At 45.4% G+C, this 17,511-nt stretch carries 7 protein-coding genes, 2 tRNA genes and 1 pseudogene; 9 read left to right on the forward strand and 1 reads right to left on the reverse strand.

Annotated features, from left to right (window positions below; translation table 11 throughout):
- Nucleotides 1–7 precede the first annotated feature (7 nt).
- The 6 genes from AC3RPL_RS24855 (at nt 8) to AC3RPL_RS24880 (ending at nt 12,375) form a co-directional block, all read left to right on the forward strand.
- Complete coding sequence (locus AC3RPL_RS24855; RefSeq protein ID WP_490741929.1) at nt 8–985, forward strand: fimbrial protein; 978 nt, start codon at nt 8–10, stop codon at nt 983–985.
- 177 nt (nt 986–1,162) lie between these two features.
- Nucleotides 1,163–2,734, forward strand: a complete 1,572-nt coding sequence (locus AC3RPL_RS24860; protein WP_490741930.1) for a ShlB/FhaC/HecB family hemolysin secretion/activation protein — start codon at nt 1,163–1,165, stop codon at nt 2,732–2,734.
- 38 nt (nt 2,735–2,772) lie between these two features.
- Nucleotides 2,773–4,392, forward strand: a complete 1,620-nt coding sequence (locus AC3RPL_RS24865; protein ID WP_490741931.1) for a two-partner secretion domain-containing protein — start codon at nt 2,773–2,775, stop codon at nt 4,390–4,392.
- Nucleotides 4,393–4,410: 18 nt separating this feature from the next.
- Nucleotides 4,411–10,611, forward strand: coding sequence for a hemagglutinin repeat-containing protein (locus AC3RPL_RS24870; RefSeq protein WP_490741932.1), 6,201 nt, complete (start codon nt 4,411–4,413; stop codon nt 10,609–10,611).
- A gap of 1,218 nt (nt 10,612–11,829) precedes the next feature.
- A tRNA-Gly gene (locus AC3RPL_RS24875) sits at nt 11,830–11,905 on the forward strand.
- 394 nt (nt 11,906–12,299) lie between these two features.
- A tRNA-Gly gene (locus AC3RPL_RS24880) sits at nt 12,300–12,375 on the forward strand.
- A gap of 303 nt (nt 12,376–12,678) precedes the next feature.
- Here AC3RPL_RS24880 and queG read toward each other — a convergent pair.
- Nucleotides 12,679–13,818, reverse strand: coding sequence for a tRNA epoxyqueuosine(34) reductase QueG (gene queG, locus AC3RPL_RS24885; RefSeq protein WP_367168071.1), 1,140 nt, complete (start codon nt 13,816–13,818; stop codon nt 12,679–12,681).
- Here queG and nnr point away from each other — a divergent pair.
- The 3 genes and pseudogenes from nnr (at nt 13,817) to amiB (ending at nt 17,483) form a co-directional block, all read left to right on the forward strand.
- Complete coding sequence (nnr, locus tag AC3RPL_RS24890) at nt 13,817–15,337, forward strand: bifunctional ADP-dependent NAD(P)H-hydrate dehydratase/NAD(P)H-hydrate epimerase (RefSeq protein ID WP_490741933.1); 1,521 nt, start codon at nt 13,817–13,819, stop codon at nt 15,335–15,337. The genes queG and nnr overlap by 2 nt on opposite strands.
- Complete coding sequence (tsaE, locus tag AC3RPL_RS24895; protein ID WP_490741934.1) at nt 15,337–15,810, forward strand: tRNA (adenosine(37)-N6)-threonylcarbamoyltransferase complex ATPase subunit type 1 TsaE; 474 nt, start codon at nt 15,337–15,339, stop codon at nt 15,808–15,810. Before nnr ends, tsaE begins: the two co-directional genes overlap by 1 nt.
- Nucleotides 15,810–17,483 (forward strand): annotated as a pseudogene (gene amiB / locus AC3RPL_RS24900) (N-acetylmuramoyl-L-alanine amidase AmiB). The gene tsaE and the pseudogene amiB overlap by 1 nt, the downstream one beginning before the upstream one ends.
- The last annotated feature ends 28 nt before the right edge of the window (nt 17,484–17,511 follow it).

Consider the following 17,511-nt stretch of genomic DNA (forward strand, 5'->3'; position numbering starts at 1 on the left):
TTCTGAAATGAATTTTAAGAAAATCATGCAGGTGTCGCTTTATATAATTGTAATTATCTCAGGAGTTGCATCTTTTACAGCCGGTGCCAGTTGTGTTCTGACCAGTCCGGCACTTAACATTAATATACCAGCGCTGACGCTGTCGCCATCAGAAAAAGGAACCGTGGGAACTGTTTTATATTCAAGTCGAATACATGTTTCACAAATTGGATATAATTGTGGCAGTGGAGTTCGATCATCGTGGATATCTTCCTATTCACGTTCGGAGATGTCAAAGTCCTCGTTAAGTAATGTTTACAATACTGCTCTTCCGGGTATTGGTATTCGTGTCAAATGGCCTGAAAACAGAGCCGATAATGCCTGGGTTCCTGGATCATATTCCTGTCAGGGTAGTTGTATTGAACCGGCAGATTATATATTGGTGGAATTCGTACAGACGGGAAATGTCACGGGTGGCATTATCTCTTCCGGTGGGCTCTTTACCGTTGCGGTTTCTCCTGATAGCGAACCACAAAATACCTTAACTTTACTTACAGTGAATCTTGGTTTGGTTACGGTCAATGTATCCTCCTGTTCCATTTATGCCAGCACTAATAGTATAGATTTAGGTAGTTATTCATTATCCGATATAAAAAAATCTGGATTTCAGGGAGATAAAAAGGATTTCACAATAACATTGGATTGTCCGGTATCCTCATCTGCAAAAATCACCTTCGAAGGTAAAAATGCGTGGGGAATGAGTAGTGGCGTTATTGAAAACTCCGGAGATGCCAAAAATGCATACATTAAACTTTATCAGAAAAACGTTGTACGCTATATAGAAAAAGCCTTAAACACTGCTGGTAACTTTGGTAGTTCTACGGCATTTACCGGAAAGCGTACTGTCACCTACGCGGGTGAAATGTATTTTGAGGATAGCTCAAGAGAGAATGTGACCGCTGGAACGGTATCAGCAAATATAATTTACACTCTGACAATAAATTAATTTTTATTGAGATTTTAATAAAATGAAAAAAATATATTTTATATTATTTTATCGGTTGTTTTTTCCTCGATGGGGAATGTAAATGCAGCAGAACCGTTAACTGGAAGATCTTTGCCCCAGCGCGACCTTGATCGACTGGAAAGACAAAGCCAGCAGGAAACAATAAGGAATGAAAAGATGCGTGAACAGCGTATACAACAGGACAACACAGCGCGTGATGCTTTGCTGAATCCTTCAGATAAAGAAAGTCGTCATCAATTTAAAATCAAAGAAATCCTGATTGAGGATGACGATAAATATGAGTTTTCATCTGAGCGCAATGCCATCATTGATACTTATCTGAATACTGATATGGGAGAACAGGAAATTCTCAATTTGGTGAGGGAGTTAACCAATTTCTATATCAGTCGCGGTTATGTCACGACGCAGGTCACCATAGTTCCGGGTTCATTGCGTTCCGAAAAACTGATTCTTAAAGTTCTGTGGGGAAGTATCTCCGGTTTTTTACATAATGGTGAAGAGCCTGGCTGGCGTGAAAAAACCAGGCTGTTTAGTGCAATGCCGTTTGCCACCGGTAGGCGACTGACGATCAGTGATATTGATCAGGGACTGGACAACCTTCTGCGTGTTTCACCCGGCGATAACCTGCAAATAATGCCTACGGAAACCAGCGGCTATTCACTAATTAATCATCAGGGAGAGAGTATTTTTCCTCTCTCACTCCATGCTGGTATAAATAATTCCGGATCCCGGGCGGCAGGTTGGCATCAATACTATCTGAACACATCTTTACGCAATATTCTGGGTCTTAATGATACTATTGGATATTACTATTCCTATAATGATCTTAACGCAGATACAGACAATCAGTCTGCCAGAAGTATTTCTATGAGTATTCCGCTTGGCTATTGGTCATTTGACACCAGTTACTATAAATCAAAATACAATAAAGTGATCGGCGGTAATTTTGGGGGCTATGGCAGCGATGGAAAGTCTGAACGGCTTTCATTAAAAGTAAGCAGAACATTATACCGTAATGCCAATGGTAAATTTACTGGATATGTTAAGGCTGAAAAAAGAAGTAATGAAAATAATATATTTGGCTTTCCAATTGCTATCTCAAGTAAAGACTTCAGTAGTCTTAATACGGGTATGACATGGGTAGGCGGTATGGCAGGTGGTTGGGCTTATTTTGATTTAAGTATGACTGCTGGTGTACCCTGGTTCAATTCTGCCTGGAAAGAGGATCGTGATCTTGCGGGGTTTGATCTCGACTATAAAAAATATAATGGAATGTTGAGCTGGAGTAAGCGTTTAGCGAGCTCTCAATCTGGCCGACTGAGTGTTGATTATGAAATTAATAGTGGCTTCCAGTATAGCAATGATGTACTGGTAAGTGATGCCAGATATAACATTGGTGATGAATTTACAATCAGGGGATTTAAAGACGATGTTGTCTCCGCTGAGCGAGCTATGTGGGTATCTAATACAATAAAATTGCCGCTAATTATACAATATGCTCGTGTTAATCAGATAGCCCCTTTCACCGGTTTTGATATAGGTATGGCCAGACGAAATTGCCCCGGAGCTGCGAATAATTGCGAACGTGATTATATGAGTGGTGCAGCAGTTGGTTTTAAAATGAATGGTAAGGATTTTTCTGGGGCATTGACATCGGCCTGGCCTGTAAAGAAACCCGCTTCTCTTAGTAACCGCAAGGTCGATAATCAAACGATTTATTTTAATTAAGATGTTGGTTTCTAATCTTTCCACCAGGAGAATTTATTATGAAAAATAAGAAAAGATGGACTCATCGACGTATTAAACGTTATTCGATTCGGGTTTCGCCTCTGGTATTAGCAATGGCCAGTATTATGCCAGTCACATCTGTCGCGGAAATTATTGTCGATGAGAGTGCTTCTCGTCGCCCTGGTATTGCTTCTGCGGCCAATGGTACCCCTCTCATTAATATCAATGATCCTAATGCCAGCGGTGTCTCACACAATAAATATAATCAGTTTAATGTGGGGAGTAATGGCGTTATTTTTAATAATAGTATGCAGGATGGTGTCAGCAGTATTGGTGGTTTTACGATGAAAAATAGCCAATTGAGCAATGAGGCAAAGGTTATTTTAAGTGAAGTCACCGGAGCTGGAGGCAGCCATCTGAACGGTGCAATGGAAGTTTTTGGCCGCAGTGCCGATCTGATTATTGCAAATGAAAATGGTATTACAGTTAATGGTGTCTCCACGATTAATGCTAATAATCTGACACTAAGTACGGGACGGGCTAATCTTGACCAGAACGGAAATGTGCAGCTGGCGGTTGAAAAAGGAAATATCTCCGTAGAAGGTCGTGGTATTAACACCGATGGCCTGAGTTATTTTGATATTGTTAGCCGAAGTGCCAGCCTGACCGGAGAAATTTCTGGGAATGCCGATGTGAAAGTGGTGACCGGTCTTAATGACTATGATACCCAGTCACGCAGGCACCAGGTGCGAAGCAACACCGGCGAAGGTACTCCTCAGGTCGCAATCAGTGGCAGCAATCTGGGATCCATGTTTGGGAATAAAATTCAGTTAATCAGTACAGAAAGTGGTGCTGGTGTAACACACACTGGCAGCATCGTTGGCAACAATGGTATTGAAATTACTGCGGATGGTGAAATTCGCCTTGCCAGCCTCAACAGCAAAACAGAAAACGTTACTGTTAAAGGAAGAAGTATTTATCTGAATAATAATACTGAGGCCGGCACAGGCGGAATTGGTGCTCAGGGGGATGTGATCCTCACGGCTCTGGCGGATATGGAGCTGAATGCCAATGTTATTGCTGAAACTGGTCAGCTTCGTATCAATGCCGCTTCTCTGTTGCAAAGCGCGGCAGTATTAATGGCAAAAAGTACCAGTCACACCACGGAAGCCATTCCCGGAATTGAAATCAACGTCGCCGGTCGTTATCAGATTAAAGGTTCACTCTATGCCGTCGATAGCAGTGGTAATAAGATTCAAAATGCAGTAGTAACAATCAGTAATGGAAAATATCTCGTTAAAGTTGGAACGGCGGTTATCAGTAATGCGACAGTTTATTCTGATGCCAGTCTGGTCAGCACCAGTGGTGATATTGCGATAAATGCTGGTGTTGTAGAAAATAACCAGTCAACCATTGCTACCAGTAAAGGTAATTTGATTTTCAACCTGACCGATTCTCTTATTAACAATGGTCTGGTTCAGGCAAATGGTTCTGTGCAACTCAATGCAGGACGGCTAAAAAATGCCGGAATTATCAATACTACTGATGGAATGAAACTCACGCTGGGTACTCTGGAAAATAGTGGCAGCATGTACGCTGGTAGTCTGAGTGTGAACACTGATGATCTGACCAATAGCGGTATAATCATCACCAGATAAGGTGATTTATCGTTAAAAGTGAAAAATAAGACGGTTAACAGTGGTGATCTACAGTCCGCTGGCACTATGGCGCTTAAATCTCAGGGGATTGAAAATAAAGGAAAAATATATGCTGGTGAGCGTGTTGATATGGCACTCTCTGACAGCCTGGTAAATGAGGGAAGTCTTTACGCTGACGATAGTATTTCGTTAAGTGCGGACAATCTGAAAAACAGTGGTGTGGTCGTCACAAAAGAGGGTGACTTGTCGCTGAATATGCAGAACCAGCTTGATAATAGCGGTACACTTCAGGCGGGTAACTCCATTACACTTGAAGGCCAAAAACTGATAAATGCAGGGAATATTTATGCATCCAGGGCCCTGGATGCTGTTCTTGCCAGTGACCTGGAAAACGGAGGAAGAATATATGCAGATGATGTTAATATAGTCAGCTCTTCTCTGCTAAATCAAGGGGATGTGGTTGCTGAGAAAGGAAATGTTTCTATACGGGTAACGGGTGATACTGATGTTGTTAACAGTGGATCTGTCCGTTCAAAGACTGCTGATATTACCACCATAGGTTCATTAACTAATCAAGGTACAATAGGTACTACTGATTCATTGAATATTAAATCAAAGAATCTGACGAATAACAGTAAAGTCATTTCTGAAGGTGATCTTACCCTTACTCTTGATAACGAACTTGTAAACAATGGCAGCGGAGCTGTTATTTCTGCTGGCAAGGACATGGAAATAAAAGGAACAGATAAAGATACACTGAAAATTAAAAATAGCGGTGGTGCATTTATACAGAGCCTGACGGGGAATATTAATGCTAACGACATTAAATCGCTGGAAAATACTGACTCTTCCATTGTTTCTAACAGTGATATTGCTATTTCTGGTGTTGAGAAAATTGAGAATATCAATGGTAGGATCCAGGGAAATAACGTTACCTTAAGTAAGGTTGATAAACTTGCGAATGATGGAGCTGATGCGAAAATTATCGCAAATAATGCACTGAAAAGAAGCGATGTCAGTGAGTTAGCTAACAGTGGTGCCGTATCATCTTATGGTAATATCAATGTTGTAAATGTCGACTCTCTTCAAAATGATACCGGAACCATTTCTGCTTCCGGTAATGTTGAATTTAACTCTGTTAATCTACTTGAAAATAAAAATTCTGCAACTATTTCATCGATCTATGGTACAGTTCTGCTTAACACCATAAAAAATCTGAAAAATATATCAAACTCCATCATTTCAGCTCAGGATATGATAACCATCACCAATACCACTACGGTTGAAAATAGTGATGAAAGCTATCTCTATTCTGAAGGTGGAATTACTCTTAGTGAAATTAAAACACTGGATAACGCTGCGAAAATAATTTCTGGACTTGATTTGGTTATTAACAGTCTTGATAGCTTTATAAACAAAGGTCAGTATGCACAGATTTTTGCACTAAATGTTATCATATCAAAAATATCAAGTTTTATTAATAGCGACTATGCGTGGCTGATTGCCGACGACACTATAAAAGTTTCTGATGTTAAAGACTTCAAAAACATTCTTTCATTTGACGATGTTTTGGAAGTCCTGGATGATGCTGCGACTTACATAACTGCAAATAAAATTGAACTGGATGTCGAAAATCTTATCAGCAGTGGATATGGATCGCAAATTATTGCAGATGCTGATTTTAAAATTAATGCCGATAAGATTAGTATCAGTGATGAAGCCATTATCGCTTCTGAAAGTACCTTATCTGTTACCACAGATTCGCTGTTAAATGATAATGGTGTCATAGATGGCGCAAGCTATGATATCAGTGCAAAATCTCTGATTAATAAAGGCCAAATCTCATCTTCCAGTAGTAATGGTGTCAGCACAATTACCTCTGACAGTATCGACAATACAGAAGGGCGTATTTATAACGCTGGATATCTTACACTAAAAACCAGCGCACTGGATAACAGTAACGATGGCTATATCTGGGCTAACCGTCTGCTTGCCCTTGATTTACAGGGCGATTTCAATAATGCCGATCACAATGTGATTGGTGCCAGTGCGGGCGGGAAGCTTTCTATAAAGACCACTGGCGATGTGACTATTGATAAAACCATTGAGTCAAAAGGTTCAGTAGCAATTGACGCTAAATCTATTACCAATAATAAGGCAGTTGTCAGCCTTGAAAATGTTTATCTTGTTGCCGAAAATATTATAAACTCCACCAATGCACTGATTTTTGCCATGAATAATATCGTTATTAATGCAACTGATACTCTTCTTAATAAAGTGAAAGGTAACATCCTTAGTCAGGGGCAAATAGCAATCAGTGCGGATACTATTCACAACCAGGCGGGTGTGATTCGTTCTGAAAGTCATATGTGGCTGGACGCCAATAAAATTTATAATCAGAGCACCTACAAAGGTGATGAGTGGGATTACAGTGCCAGCGAGACGGGTACAGATATTATTAATGAAGGTGATGGGGTTACGTGGAAAAAATACCACCGTATTACTATTACTATCCCGGGTCTGACTTCAGACATTGCTCTTGACACACGTGCTGAAATATCTTCAGGCGCCAACCTTTATATCAATCAGGACGCTGAAAATCCGGGTGAAACTCGTAATGAGGGTGGGCTGATCCAGTCGAGTGGCAGCATGTATGTTCGTGGTGATCTTTACAACTCACCTAAATTTCTTGAGATAACACTTTATGATTACCTGACAACAAAATCTGATATTAAATTAACTTATTACTATAGCCCATTTATCGGGAAAATAGTCGATTCTACACGTTTATTTACCTCGATGTATGACATGCTGTGTGTTGTTTTTGGTGATGGTTCAATTAGTGGTGAAAAATATAAGTACGTTAACGCCATCAGGGCACTGGCTAATACACATACTCTTTTAAATTCAACAATGAATAAGCTTTTCGGCGAAAGCTGGAAAGCTGATGACTATTCGGTATTAGTTGACAGGTGGACGGCTCTCACTGCTTCTGAAAAAACCTTGATCAGTACCCCTGTGTGGAACGAAGATTTAGGTGATTACAACAGTGAACCCGGTTATTCGACAATCTCTAATGCTAAATTAAAATCGAAGAAAATATATTTTCTGCCTGCTGAGAAATCCAGCATTGTTGCCGGAGGCAACTTTGTACATAAGGACGGTAGCTTTAATAATGGTCTGGATACAGAGCTTGCTGACGGTATTACTGAGAATCAAACTGTTGATGTTACCGTTGGAGATGAAACAGTATCAACTATCGAACAGTCATATGAAGTTAAATTCAAGAGAAAACAGATTGCAGAAATATCAATGGGAATCAGTACCCTTCCTGGTATCGCTGAATTGCTGGAAATTAATTCACTTTTCCAGAAATCTCAAGATTTTATCGATTATATCGCTTCATTAATTAGTCCAGATACTAATGCAGGAAATAACACCGGAGAGCTTTCCAGCATATCAACATCGGCAAAAAGTCCCAATACAGTTATTCCTGTTTATGAAACTCGCATAGAAATGATCGATCAGAGTCAATTCTATGGCTCACAGTATTTCTTTGATGCAGTTGGTTATAACAGTGAACAGCCCGTTGTGGTCATTGGTGATAACTACTTTATTTCTGAGCTGATTCGTCGTCAGGTCAACGAGTCCGTTGGTACCTATTTTAGTGTCAAATACAACGTGGACGGTGCCGATACGGTCAAAATGTTTTTCGATAACGCTGCTGAACAGGCTGCCTCAAGTGATTTTGTTATTGGCAAGGCATTAACTGAAGAGCAAATGGCAGGATTAACTCAGGATATTGTCTGGTTTGTCACCGAGTCTGTTGAGGGGGTTGAAGTACTGGTTCCCAGAATTTATCTGGCCAGTAGCACCATTGAAGAGATCAAAGTTGCCAGTGAAACCGGCTCTGCCATTGTTAGTGCCGGTGCCAATGTCATTGTTGATGCAACAGAAATCAACAATGTTAATGCTGTAATTAAGGCAGGTAATCACGCTGTTTTAACGGCAGAAAATGATGTTAATAATATCAGTAGTGGTATGAATTCGGGTATTTCTGCGGGTGGAAGCGTGGCGGTAACCAGTAATTCGGGCAACATAAATAATAGCGGCAGCAGTATTTCTGCTGATGAGCATGTCATTCTCTCTGCTAAAGAGGGGGCAATTAATCTTATTGCCAGCGTCGGGCGTGATGATTCGGGTAATCAGTCTGTTGGCGCTTATGATGATGGCATTACTGCCGGCGGCTCAATACAGATGACGGCCAAAGATATTGATATTACAGCGGTTGGATTAACAGCAGGCGATGCGGTGATGCTTAGTGCAACTGAAGGGAGTGTTAATTTCAACGACATTCATGAGACCTCATCAGCTTATAGCCACCAACATGATGCTACAGGTTTCATGTCATACCGCACCGAAGAAACTACGTCTGCCAACGCCACTTCAAAAACCAGTTCGGTAAATGCCGGTGGGGCTTTTATTGTCAATGCTGCGCAGGATGTGGTGTTTAGTGGCGGCGATTATACGGCTGATGCCAGCAGTATCAATGCAGGTAACGATGTAATTATAAAAGCGTCGCAGGACGTCAGTCATTCCGAAAAGCGCGTCACCGAATCTGAACTGACTTTTGGGTACAAATATCAGGTTCCCGGTGCAAGTGGTGGCGATTCTGTCAGTACCCTGGACTCACTCGGGCGGGAAACGGCAGCGCAGGACAGCAGTGCTGCAACAACAGATACGGGCCAGGAAAAATATGATCAATATAATGATAACAGTGGATATTCCAGTAATTCCTCTGATCTGGATAAAACGGCTTCTGCTCCTAAAAAAACCGGTGCAGCACAAATTCCGTCAGCGGCGAGTTTTGAAGCCGGACTCAAAACTACTGAAACAATAACCACGGAAAGTTCGATAACGAACAAAAATGCCAATTTCAACTTTGCAAATGGCGCCTCTGTTAATGCAGGAAATACACTTGATATTGGTGGTATGGATCTTTCTGTGGGTGATGAGGCAACGGCGAATCTTTCTGCGGATAATATTATTTCAACCAAATATAAGGATATTGATAAAAAAACCGAGGAAGTAACAACCACATTTGTTGGTATTAAAGGTGAGGTGAGCAGCACACCACTCGATATCCTCTCTAAAAATATGGATCTGGCTGAGCAAGCGCAGTCTGGCAAGCAAATTAACGGCGTTCAAACGGCTGCATCGGCAGCGGGTGATGTTTCTAATCTGGTATTTAATGACTGGTTAGCAGGTTCAGTAAATATCGGTTGGTCATCTACAACAACCCATAGTTCCTCCGTGAGCGAGTCTGATAACATTAATAAAATTTCAGGTGGCACAATAAATATCACTTCTCAAAATGATACAACTTTGAAAGGTGTTGCGATTGATGCAAGTAATATCAATGTCGATGTGGGTGGGGATTTTTCTTTAAGTTCAGCGGAAAGTACATACTCAGCATCTTCAGGCTCGGTATCTCAGAGCGCCAATTTATCATTTAGCGCAGGCGCAGCACCCACAGGGGCGGGTGTAGGTTCATCCTACACTTACTCCAGAGATGAATCCAATTCTGAAATTAATGCTAAAACGCACACTAGTTCTGAAATGAATGCCACCAATGTCAATGTTAAGGTAAAAGGCGACATGACAATGTCGGGTGCAAATATTTCGGCGAATAAAACTGATGTGGATGTTGGTGGCGATCTGGCTATTAATTCAGTTCAGGATACCTACCATGAAAGCTCTCAGGGTTATAATGTCAATGCATCAGCAGGAATATCAGTGAGCACCAGCGGCATACTTCCTAATGCTGAAGCGGGGTATGGCAAAAGTCACTCAAACTATGATAGCCAACTGACTAAGCAGCAATCGGGTATTCACAGTACTGAGGATGTAAACATTAAAGTTGGAGGGAATGTGGATCTCGCCGGCTCTCATATTATTTCCGACAGTCAGTCAGGATCAATGGATGTTGCTGGAAGTATTAATGTGACTGATATTAAGGACAGCGTAGACTCTGGCGGCGTTTCTGCCGGTGGTGGGGGGGGGGTTCCGTCAAAGGTAATGTGTATGCCAATGCTTACTACAATACTGAAGATACGATTGATTATAAGGAAACACAGAAGAGTACTATCAATATTGACGTTTCAAACAATAAAGTTAATGGGAATATCAATACTGACACCGACAATATGTCGGAGGTAACTAAAGATGAGGTAACGGCAGGTAATAATATTTCCTTTACCGTTGGTGCTCCAGTGAAGAAGAAAAACAAAAATAATTCCACGGTACCTGATAGCGGCGGTAGTGGTTCCGGCAATAAGCCTGCTTCTGGTGATGCTGGCAGACCACAAAAGCCATCGGTAACGGACAGCACACAAAATGCGACCCAGAAACCGGGCAGTAGCGATGGAAAAACACCACAGAAGCCATCGGTAACGGACAGCGCACAAAATGCGACCCAGAAACCGGGCAGTAGCGATGGAAAAGCACCACAGAAGCCATCGGTAACGGACAGCACACAAAATGCGACCCAGAAACCGGGCAGTAGCGATGGAAAAACACCACAGAAGCCAACGGTAACGGACAGTACACAAAATGCTACTCAGAAGCCAGGAAGTAGTGATGCCAACGCACCGCAAAAACCCACGGTGTCTGAAAGTTCAACCGGCACTTCCGAGGCTGGTAACACTGGTGGTAAGAAGTGGCCTACCGTCCAACCGGCTAAACCTATCGTTGGAGGACCGGGCAGTTCTTCATCAACCAGCGGAAATTACGCGGGCAACACCAAACCAGCTGGTAATTCACCTGCCGCAAATGGAGCAGTGAAAGGGAATGCGACCGGAGCTGCAACAGGCATGGCTGGTGGGGTGGATACAGCGGCAGGTGGGGGGGCTGATCAGGCGTCTTCTACCGGCGGCGGTAGTGCAGCGAAGAAATGGCCCACGGTTCCAGAGGTGAAACCGATCGTTGGTGGTACTGGTAGTGCTTCTCGCCCGGGATTAAATACGTCAGGTAGCACGAAGGCAGCGGGGAATTCTCCAGCACAGGATAAGGCATTCTCCTCTGATGGCTCATCCGGGCAGCCAGCAAATGAAAGCGGTTCTGCCAGTAACTGGAAAACATTGATGGATAACCAGATTATTGAATAATTTTTTTTTATGATGTGATTGAGGGTTCAACTCTGTCTTTCATGCGCTCTGGGATCAGGGCGCATTTTTTTGTTTTTTTCAGGAGTGTACCTGATAACCGGATTCTGTTTCAGTTTGAAATTGCCCCAATGAAAGAAAAAACTTGTCAATACCAGGCAATAAGTCCATAATGCCACCCGTTCCGCTGCTACAGAACTGCAAAGAGATATAAATCAACAGGTTATATCAAATTTCATTCGAAAATAAATAGCAACGTTACACGCCTTTCTTTGCGGGAATAGCTCAGTTGGTAGAGCACGACCTTGCCAAGGTCGGGGTCGCGAGTTCGAGTCTCGTTTCCCGCTCCAGATTTTTTCTTTATATATTCATCTGCACTATCCAGCACCAGTAATACAGTTGTAAAAGCTGCCAACCATTTTATCTGACAGTCGACTGGCTGTTTTCATCCGACAGGTTGCCAATCTTCAGATTTTTCAGGTGATGAATCTGTCAGTTTTGCTGACAGGTGTTGGATGTGCTGTTAGTGGCAAAAGAGCAGCACAAAATTAGTGTAAAGGCTATAAAACAAGCGCCGGGATTGTGCCGCAATCTTTCTTGTATGAAGAGGTTGCTAAGGCATGAGTATTAGTCCATAATGCACACCATCTTGCAGGGTTGGATTTAATTAAAGTTGTTGTTTATCAACAAGATAAACTGATTCAGCCGCCAATCTGTATGATATGTCAGCACATCTGATATTAAGCGGGAATAGCTCAGTTGGTAGAGCACGACCTTGCCAAGGTCGGGGTCGCGAGTTCGAGTCTCGTTTCCCGCTCCAGTTTTTAAACTCTCCCTTTTGTAATCGTTGCCTTGAGCAACAATGCCGCCTGAAATTTTAACGCTTACAGACATTCTTCAACAGAGTTATCCACAGAGCGGGTTACTGTAAAGCTTATTTTCTGCATACATATTTTCTTACGAATGCAATGCAATTCGTTGTTTTTAAATAATTAAATAATATTTCAAATTGTCGCTCAGATCGCTTGTACTTTCTGTGACGATTGAATGACAACAACTTTTTATTTTTATGCACAGCGTGTGGAAAACGGTAGCGCCTGATGATGACAAGGGTAGAAACGCGTCAGGCATCTCTTGTTAAGCCTTTTTCAATTGCCCTGACCAGCCGTTTTTGTTGTCCACTTTGCATTTCAATCGCATTTTCAGCACGAGCCGCTTTCTGGCGCGCCAGCGCCCAGAGGATATGCTCATCCAGCATTGCGTTTTCACCGAGTCTGCTGTTAAGAACCGCAATATTCTCAACCGACCAGGGAGCATTTCCCAGCGCCACTGCGACGTTACGTAACCAGCGAAGATGCCCGATGCGGCGGATAGCAGAACCTTCTGTGACGCGTAAAAAGGTTGCTTCGTCCCAGGCGAACAACTCGGTTAACGGCGGAGAATGCAGCATGGCTCGCGGGCTGAAGTCATCCTCATCGGTCAGTTGCCCATAGCGGTTCCAGGGACAGATCAGCTGGCAGTCATCGCAGCCGTAAATACGATTGCCAATCAGCGGCCGGAACTCTTGCGGAATACTCCCCTCCAACTCAATTGTCAGATAGGAAATACAGCGCCGGGCATCAATAACGTAAGGCTCGACGATGGCTCCGGTCGGGCAGGTAGTGATACAGGCGACGCAACGCCCACACTGCTCCTGCTGGGGGGTATCGACAGGCAGCGGCAGGTTGATTAACAGTTCACCAAGAAAAAACCAGGATCCCGCTTCCCGGTTAAGGACCAGCGAATGTTTACCGGTCCAGCCAAGTCCGGCTTTCACTGCCAGTGGCCTTTCCATGACGGGTGCTGAATCGACAAAAGGGCGGAACTCTGCGTTTTCACAGTGTTCACGAATCAGATCCCCAAGCTTTTTCAGGCGATTGCGTAATACTTTGTGGTAATCACGGCCAAGCGCATAACGGCTGACATAGCCAAGCTGAGGATTTTTTAAGGTACGTGCAAAAGCGGCTTTGGCTGGAAGATAATTCATCCTTACGCTAATCACCCGCAGCGTACCGGGTTGCAGTTCATGAGGGCGGGCGCGCATCATGCCATGTCGTGCCATCCAGGCCATCTCACCATGATATTGCTTTTCCAGCCAGGCCTGTAGACGCGGTTCTTCCAGGCTTAAGTCGGTATCACAGATACCTACCTGCTGAAAGCCAAGCTGTTGCCCCCACTGTTTAATATTTCGGGCAAGTTGATGAAGATCGAGAGGATGCGACATGAATAACCTGAGCCAGCACAATAACCCACTAAGTTTACCCTATTCCGTCTGGCCTGTAGAGGCGATAGCGCAACTGGAGCGAGATGCTGCTGATGCGCTTGGGCTGACGTTGTATGAGCTGATGCAGCGTGCGGGCGAGGCGGCTTTCAGCCATATCCGTAGCCTGTGGCCGGACAGTCAGCACTGGTTGGTTCTCAGCGGGCACGGTAACAACGGCGGAGATGGTTTTGTTATCGCCCGTCTTGCTTCGGCCGCTGGGATGAATGTTACGCTGATTGCCTGTGAAGGGAGCAAACCATTGCCTGAAGATGCGCAGCGTGCGCGTGATGCCTGGCTGGCGGCGGGTGGGGTAATTCACGGTCCCTCTGTTATCTGGCCGGAAAAAGTTGAGGTGATCGTTGATGCGCTGCTGGGAACCGGTCTGAATAAGGCCCCTCAGGGAGCGTATCAGCAGTTGATTAAGCAGGCCAATGCGCATCTCGCCCACGTTTTTTCTGTGGATATCCCCTCAGGATTGAGCGCGGCTGACGGAACGGCACCAGGCGATGTCATCACAGCTGCACATACCCTGACTTTCATCGCCCTGAAAGCGGGTCTGCTAACCGGTAAAGCCCGCGATTATGTTGGCAGGCTGCACTACCATGCGCTGAATCTGGAGCGCTGGCTGGCGGCCCAGATCGCGCCGTTCGCCCGTTATGACGCTTCATCTCTGCCCCACTGGCTTTCGCCACGCAGGCCGACCTCACATAAAGGCGACAACGGTAAACTGGTGATTATCGGTGGCGATCACGGGACTGCGGGCGCGATACGTCTGGCCGGTGAGGCTGCATTGCGTGCAGGTGCGGGTTTAGTGCGAGTGCTCACTCACAAACAAAATATTGCACCGCTAATGACGGCACGTCCAGAGTTGATGGTGCATGAACTGAGCAACCCGGCTATTGAAGAGGCTCTGGAATGGGCTGATGTTATCGTCATTGGCCCCGGCCTTGGGCAGGGTGAATGGGGGAAAAATGCCCTGAAAAAGGTAGAAAACTCTCAGAAACCCATGCTTTGGGATGCTGATGCGCTCAACCTGCTGGCAATCAGTCCCGATAAACGTCAAAATCGCATCATTACGCCACATCCGGGTGAAGCGGCCAGGCTGCTTAACCTCAGTATCAGTGAAATTGAGAGTGATCGCTTACTTTCTGCACGTAGCCTGACGAAACGTTATGGCGGTGTGGTGGTACTGAAGGGGGCCGGGACACTGATTGCCAGTGAGGCGGGACAACTGGCTTTTGCCGATGTGGGGAATGCCGGGATGGCTGCGGGTGGCATGAGGGACGTTCTCTCCGGTATTATCGGCAGCCTGATCGGGCAAAAACTCTCACTGTATGATGCCGCCTGTGCCGGATGTGTCGTTCACGGTGCTGCGGCGGAAGAAGTGTCAAAACGGACGGGTCAGCGAGGCATGATTGCCAGCGATCTGTTTTCCGAACTGTATCTGTTTGTCAATCCAGAGACGTTGAATCAAAAATAATGAATACCTGCGTAATGACATTGCCCGATGAGGCCGCCACTCTCGCTTTAGGGGCCAGCCTCGCCCGCGTCAGTAAAGGTGGCGTAACGCTTTATCTCTATGGCGATCTTGGTGCCGGAAAAACTACTTTCAGCCGTGGTTTTCTGCAAGCACTTGGGCATCAGGGAAATGTAAAAAGCCCGACTTATACACTGGTGGAACCTTATAACCTTCCTCAACATCGGGTATATCATTTCGATCTTTATCGTCTGGCTTCCCCGGAGGAACTGGAGTATATGGGGATTCGCGACTATTTCGCCGACGACAGCCTTTGCCTGATTGAATGGCCGCAGCAGGGAGCCGGAATGTTGCCCACGCCCGATATCGAACTGCACCTTAGCTACCACAATCGGGCACGCCAGGCCGAGTTGAAAGCCTGTTCAGCAGTGGGTGAAATGATGATGCGACAGGTTGTGATGGAAAAGGGCTGTTAATGATGTTGCGGATGAAGTTTGGTTTTTTACTGGTACTGATACTGGCGACTTTTTCGAGTCTGGCGGCAAATCTTGCTGATATTAAGGTGGCAAACGGCAACAACCAGGCAATGGTAACCCTCAGTTTCAATGGTCAGCCGGTATATGGTTTTTTCCCGTTGCATAACCCAAATCGGGTTGTGCTGGACATTCGTCAAAGTGGCGTTGTGAAGGGCTTGCCGCTGACGTTCAGTGGCGAGAACATTGTTAAACGCATCCGTTCAAGCCAGCCTAAAGATAATCAGAGTATTCGCCTGGTATTTGAGCTGACTCAGCCTGCTAAAACCCGAGCGGTGACACAGCGCCAGGGCAGTAGTTATAACGTCGTATTCACCATTAGTGGGACCCAGCCAGTAAAAGCTACATCAGCGCCGGCTGAAGTCAGCTCTGTTTCCCGTCCGGCATCCTCTGCGCCTGCGGAAAATCCTTTCAAGGGTAATCCTGTCACCGCAGTGACCAGCGGCGATCGCGTTGTGGCATCGGGACGGAGCGCTCGTTCGGCCAATGATGTGGTTATCGTGGCTATTGATGCCGGCCATGGCGGGCAGGACCCTGGCGCGATTGGGGCCGGTGGCCTGAAGGAGAAAAATGTCACTATTGCCATTGCCCGTAAACTTAAGGCGCTGCTGAATGACGACCCCATGTTTAAAGGCGTGATGACCCGTGATGGTGACTATTTCATCTCTGTGATGGGCCGTTCTGATGTGGCACGTAAACAAAATGCTAATCTGCTGGTGTCAATTCATGCCGATGCTGCCCCTAACCGAAGCGCTTCCGGTGCATCGGTATGGGTATTATCCAACCGCCGCGCTAACAGCGAAATGGCGGGGTGGCTGGAACAGCATGAGAAGCAGTCAGAGCTGTTAGGTGGTGCGGGTGACTTGCTGGCGAACAGTCAGGCGGATCCTTACCTCAGCCAGGCGGTACTCGATTTGCAGTTCGGCCACTCCCAGCGGGTTGGTTATGATGTGGCGGTAAAAGTCATTGCCCAGCTTCAGCGTGTTGGTGCACTGCACAAGCGCCGACCAGAACACGCCAGTCTGGGCGTATTGCGTTCGCCGGATATCTCTTCATTGCTGGTGGAAACCGGTTTTATCAGTAACCCTTCGGAGGAGCGACTGCTCGGCAGTAGCGCTTACCAGCAGAAGATTGCCGAGTCGATTTATAAAGGACTCCGTAACTACTTCCTGGCGCATCCGCTGCAATCTGTCCCAAAGGAGGAAAACCGGCCGTTGCAGTCCGCAGCGGTGGTTAACGTTGAAACTAACCCTGCTCCGGTGAACACGCAATATTCTGGGGTGGTTAGCCGCCATGTGGTAAAACGCGGGGAAAGGTTGTCGGGAATTGCGGCCCATTATGGCGTCAGTACCGCAACGTTGCGTGGCATGAATACGTTGAAAAATGATGTGGTCTGGGTGGGCCAGCGGTTGAAAGTACCTGCGGGTAGCAGCATATCCAAAGCTGCCAGTGTGTCGCAGGCGAAAAAACCTGTCAGGCATAAAGTGGTTCGAGGGGATTCGCTAACGGCGATCGCGGCGCATTAGGGCGTCAGCCCAAAGGCGATTCAGCAGGCAAATAATATGAAGTCGCAGAACGTTATGCTGGGGCAGACGTTGATTATTCCGGCCTCGTAATCGGGTGGGATCTGGCTGCCATTGATAT

It is taken from the genome of Erwinia papayae, assembly GCF_058241465.1.

Bases quoted from the DNA above. Each gene is read 5' to 3' on its own strand.
- AC3RPL_RS24855 (WP_490741929.1), top strand. From the start codon at position 8: ATGAATTTTAAGAAAATCATGCAGGTGTCGCTTTATATAATTGTAATT.
- AC3RPL_RS24860 (WP_490741930.1), top strand. From the start codon at position 1,163: ATGCGTGAACAGCGTATACAACAGGACAACACAGCGCGTGATGCTTTG.
- AC3RPL_RS24865 (WP_490741931.1), top strand. From the start codon at position 2,773: ATGAAAAATAAGAAAAGATGGACTCATCGACGTATTAAACGTTATTCG.
- nnr (WP_490741933.1), top strand. From the start codon at position 13,817: ATGAATAACCTGAGCCAGCACAATAACCCACTAAGTTTACCCTATTCC.
- queG (WP_367168071.1), bottom strand. From the start codon at position 13,818: ATGTCGCATCCTCTCGATCTTCATCAACTTGCCCGAAATATTAAACAG.
- tsaE (WP_490741934.1), top strand. From the start codon at position 15,337: ATGAATACCTGCGTAATGACATTGCCCGATGAGGCCGCCACTCTCGCT.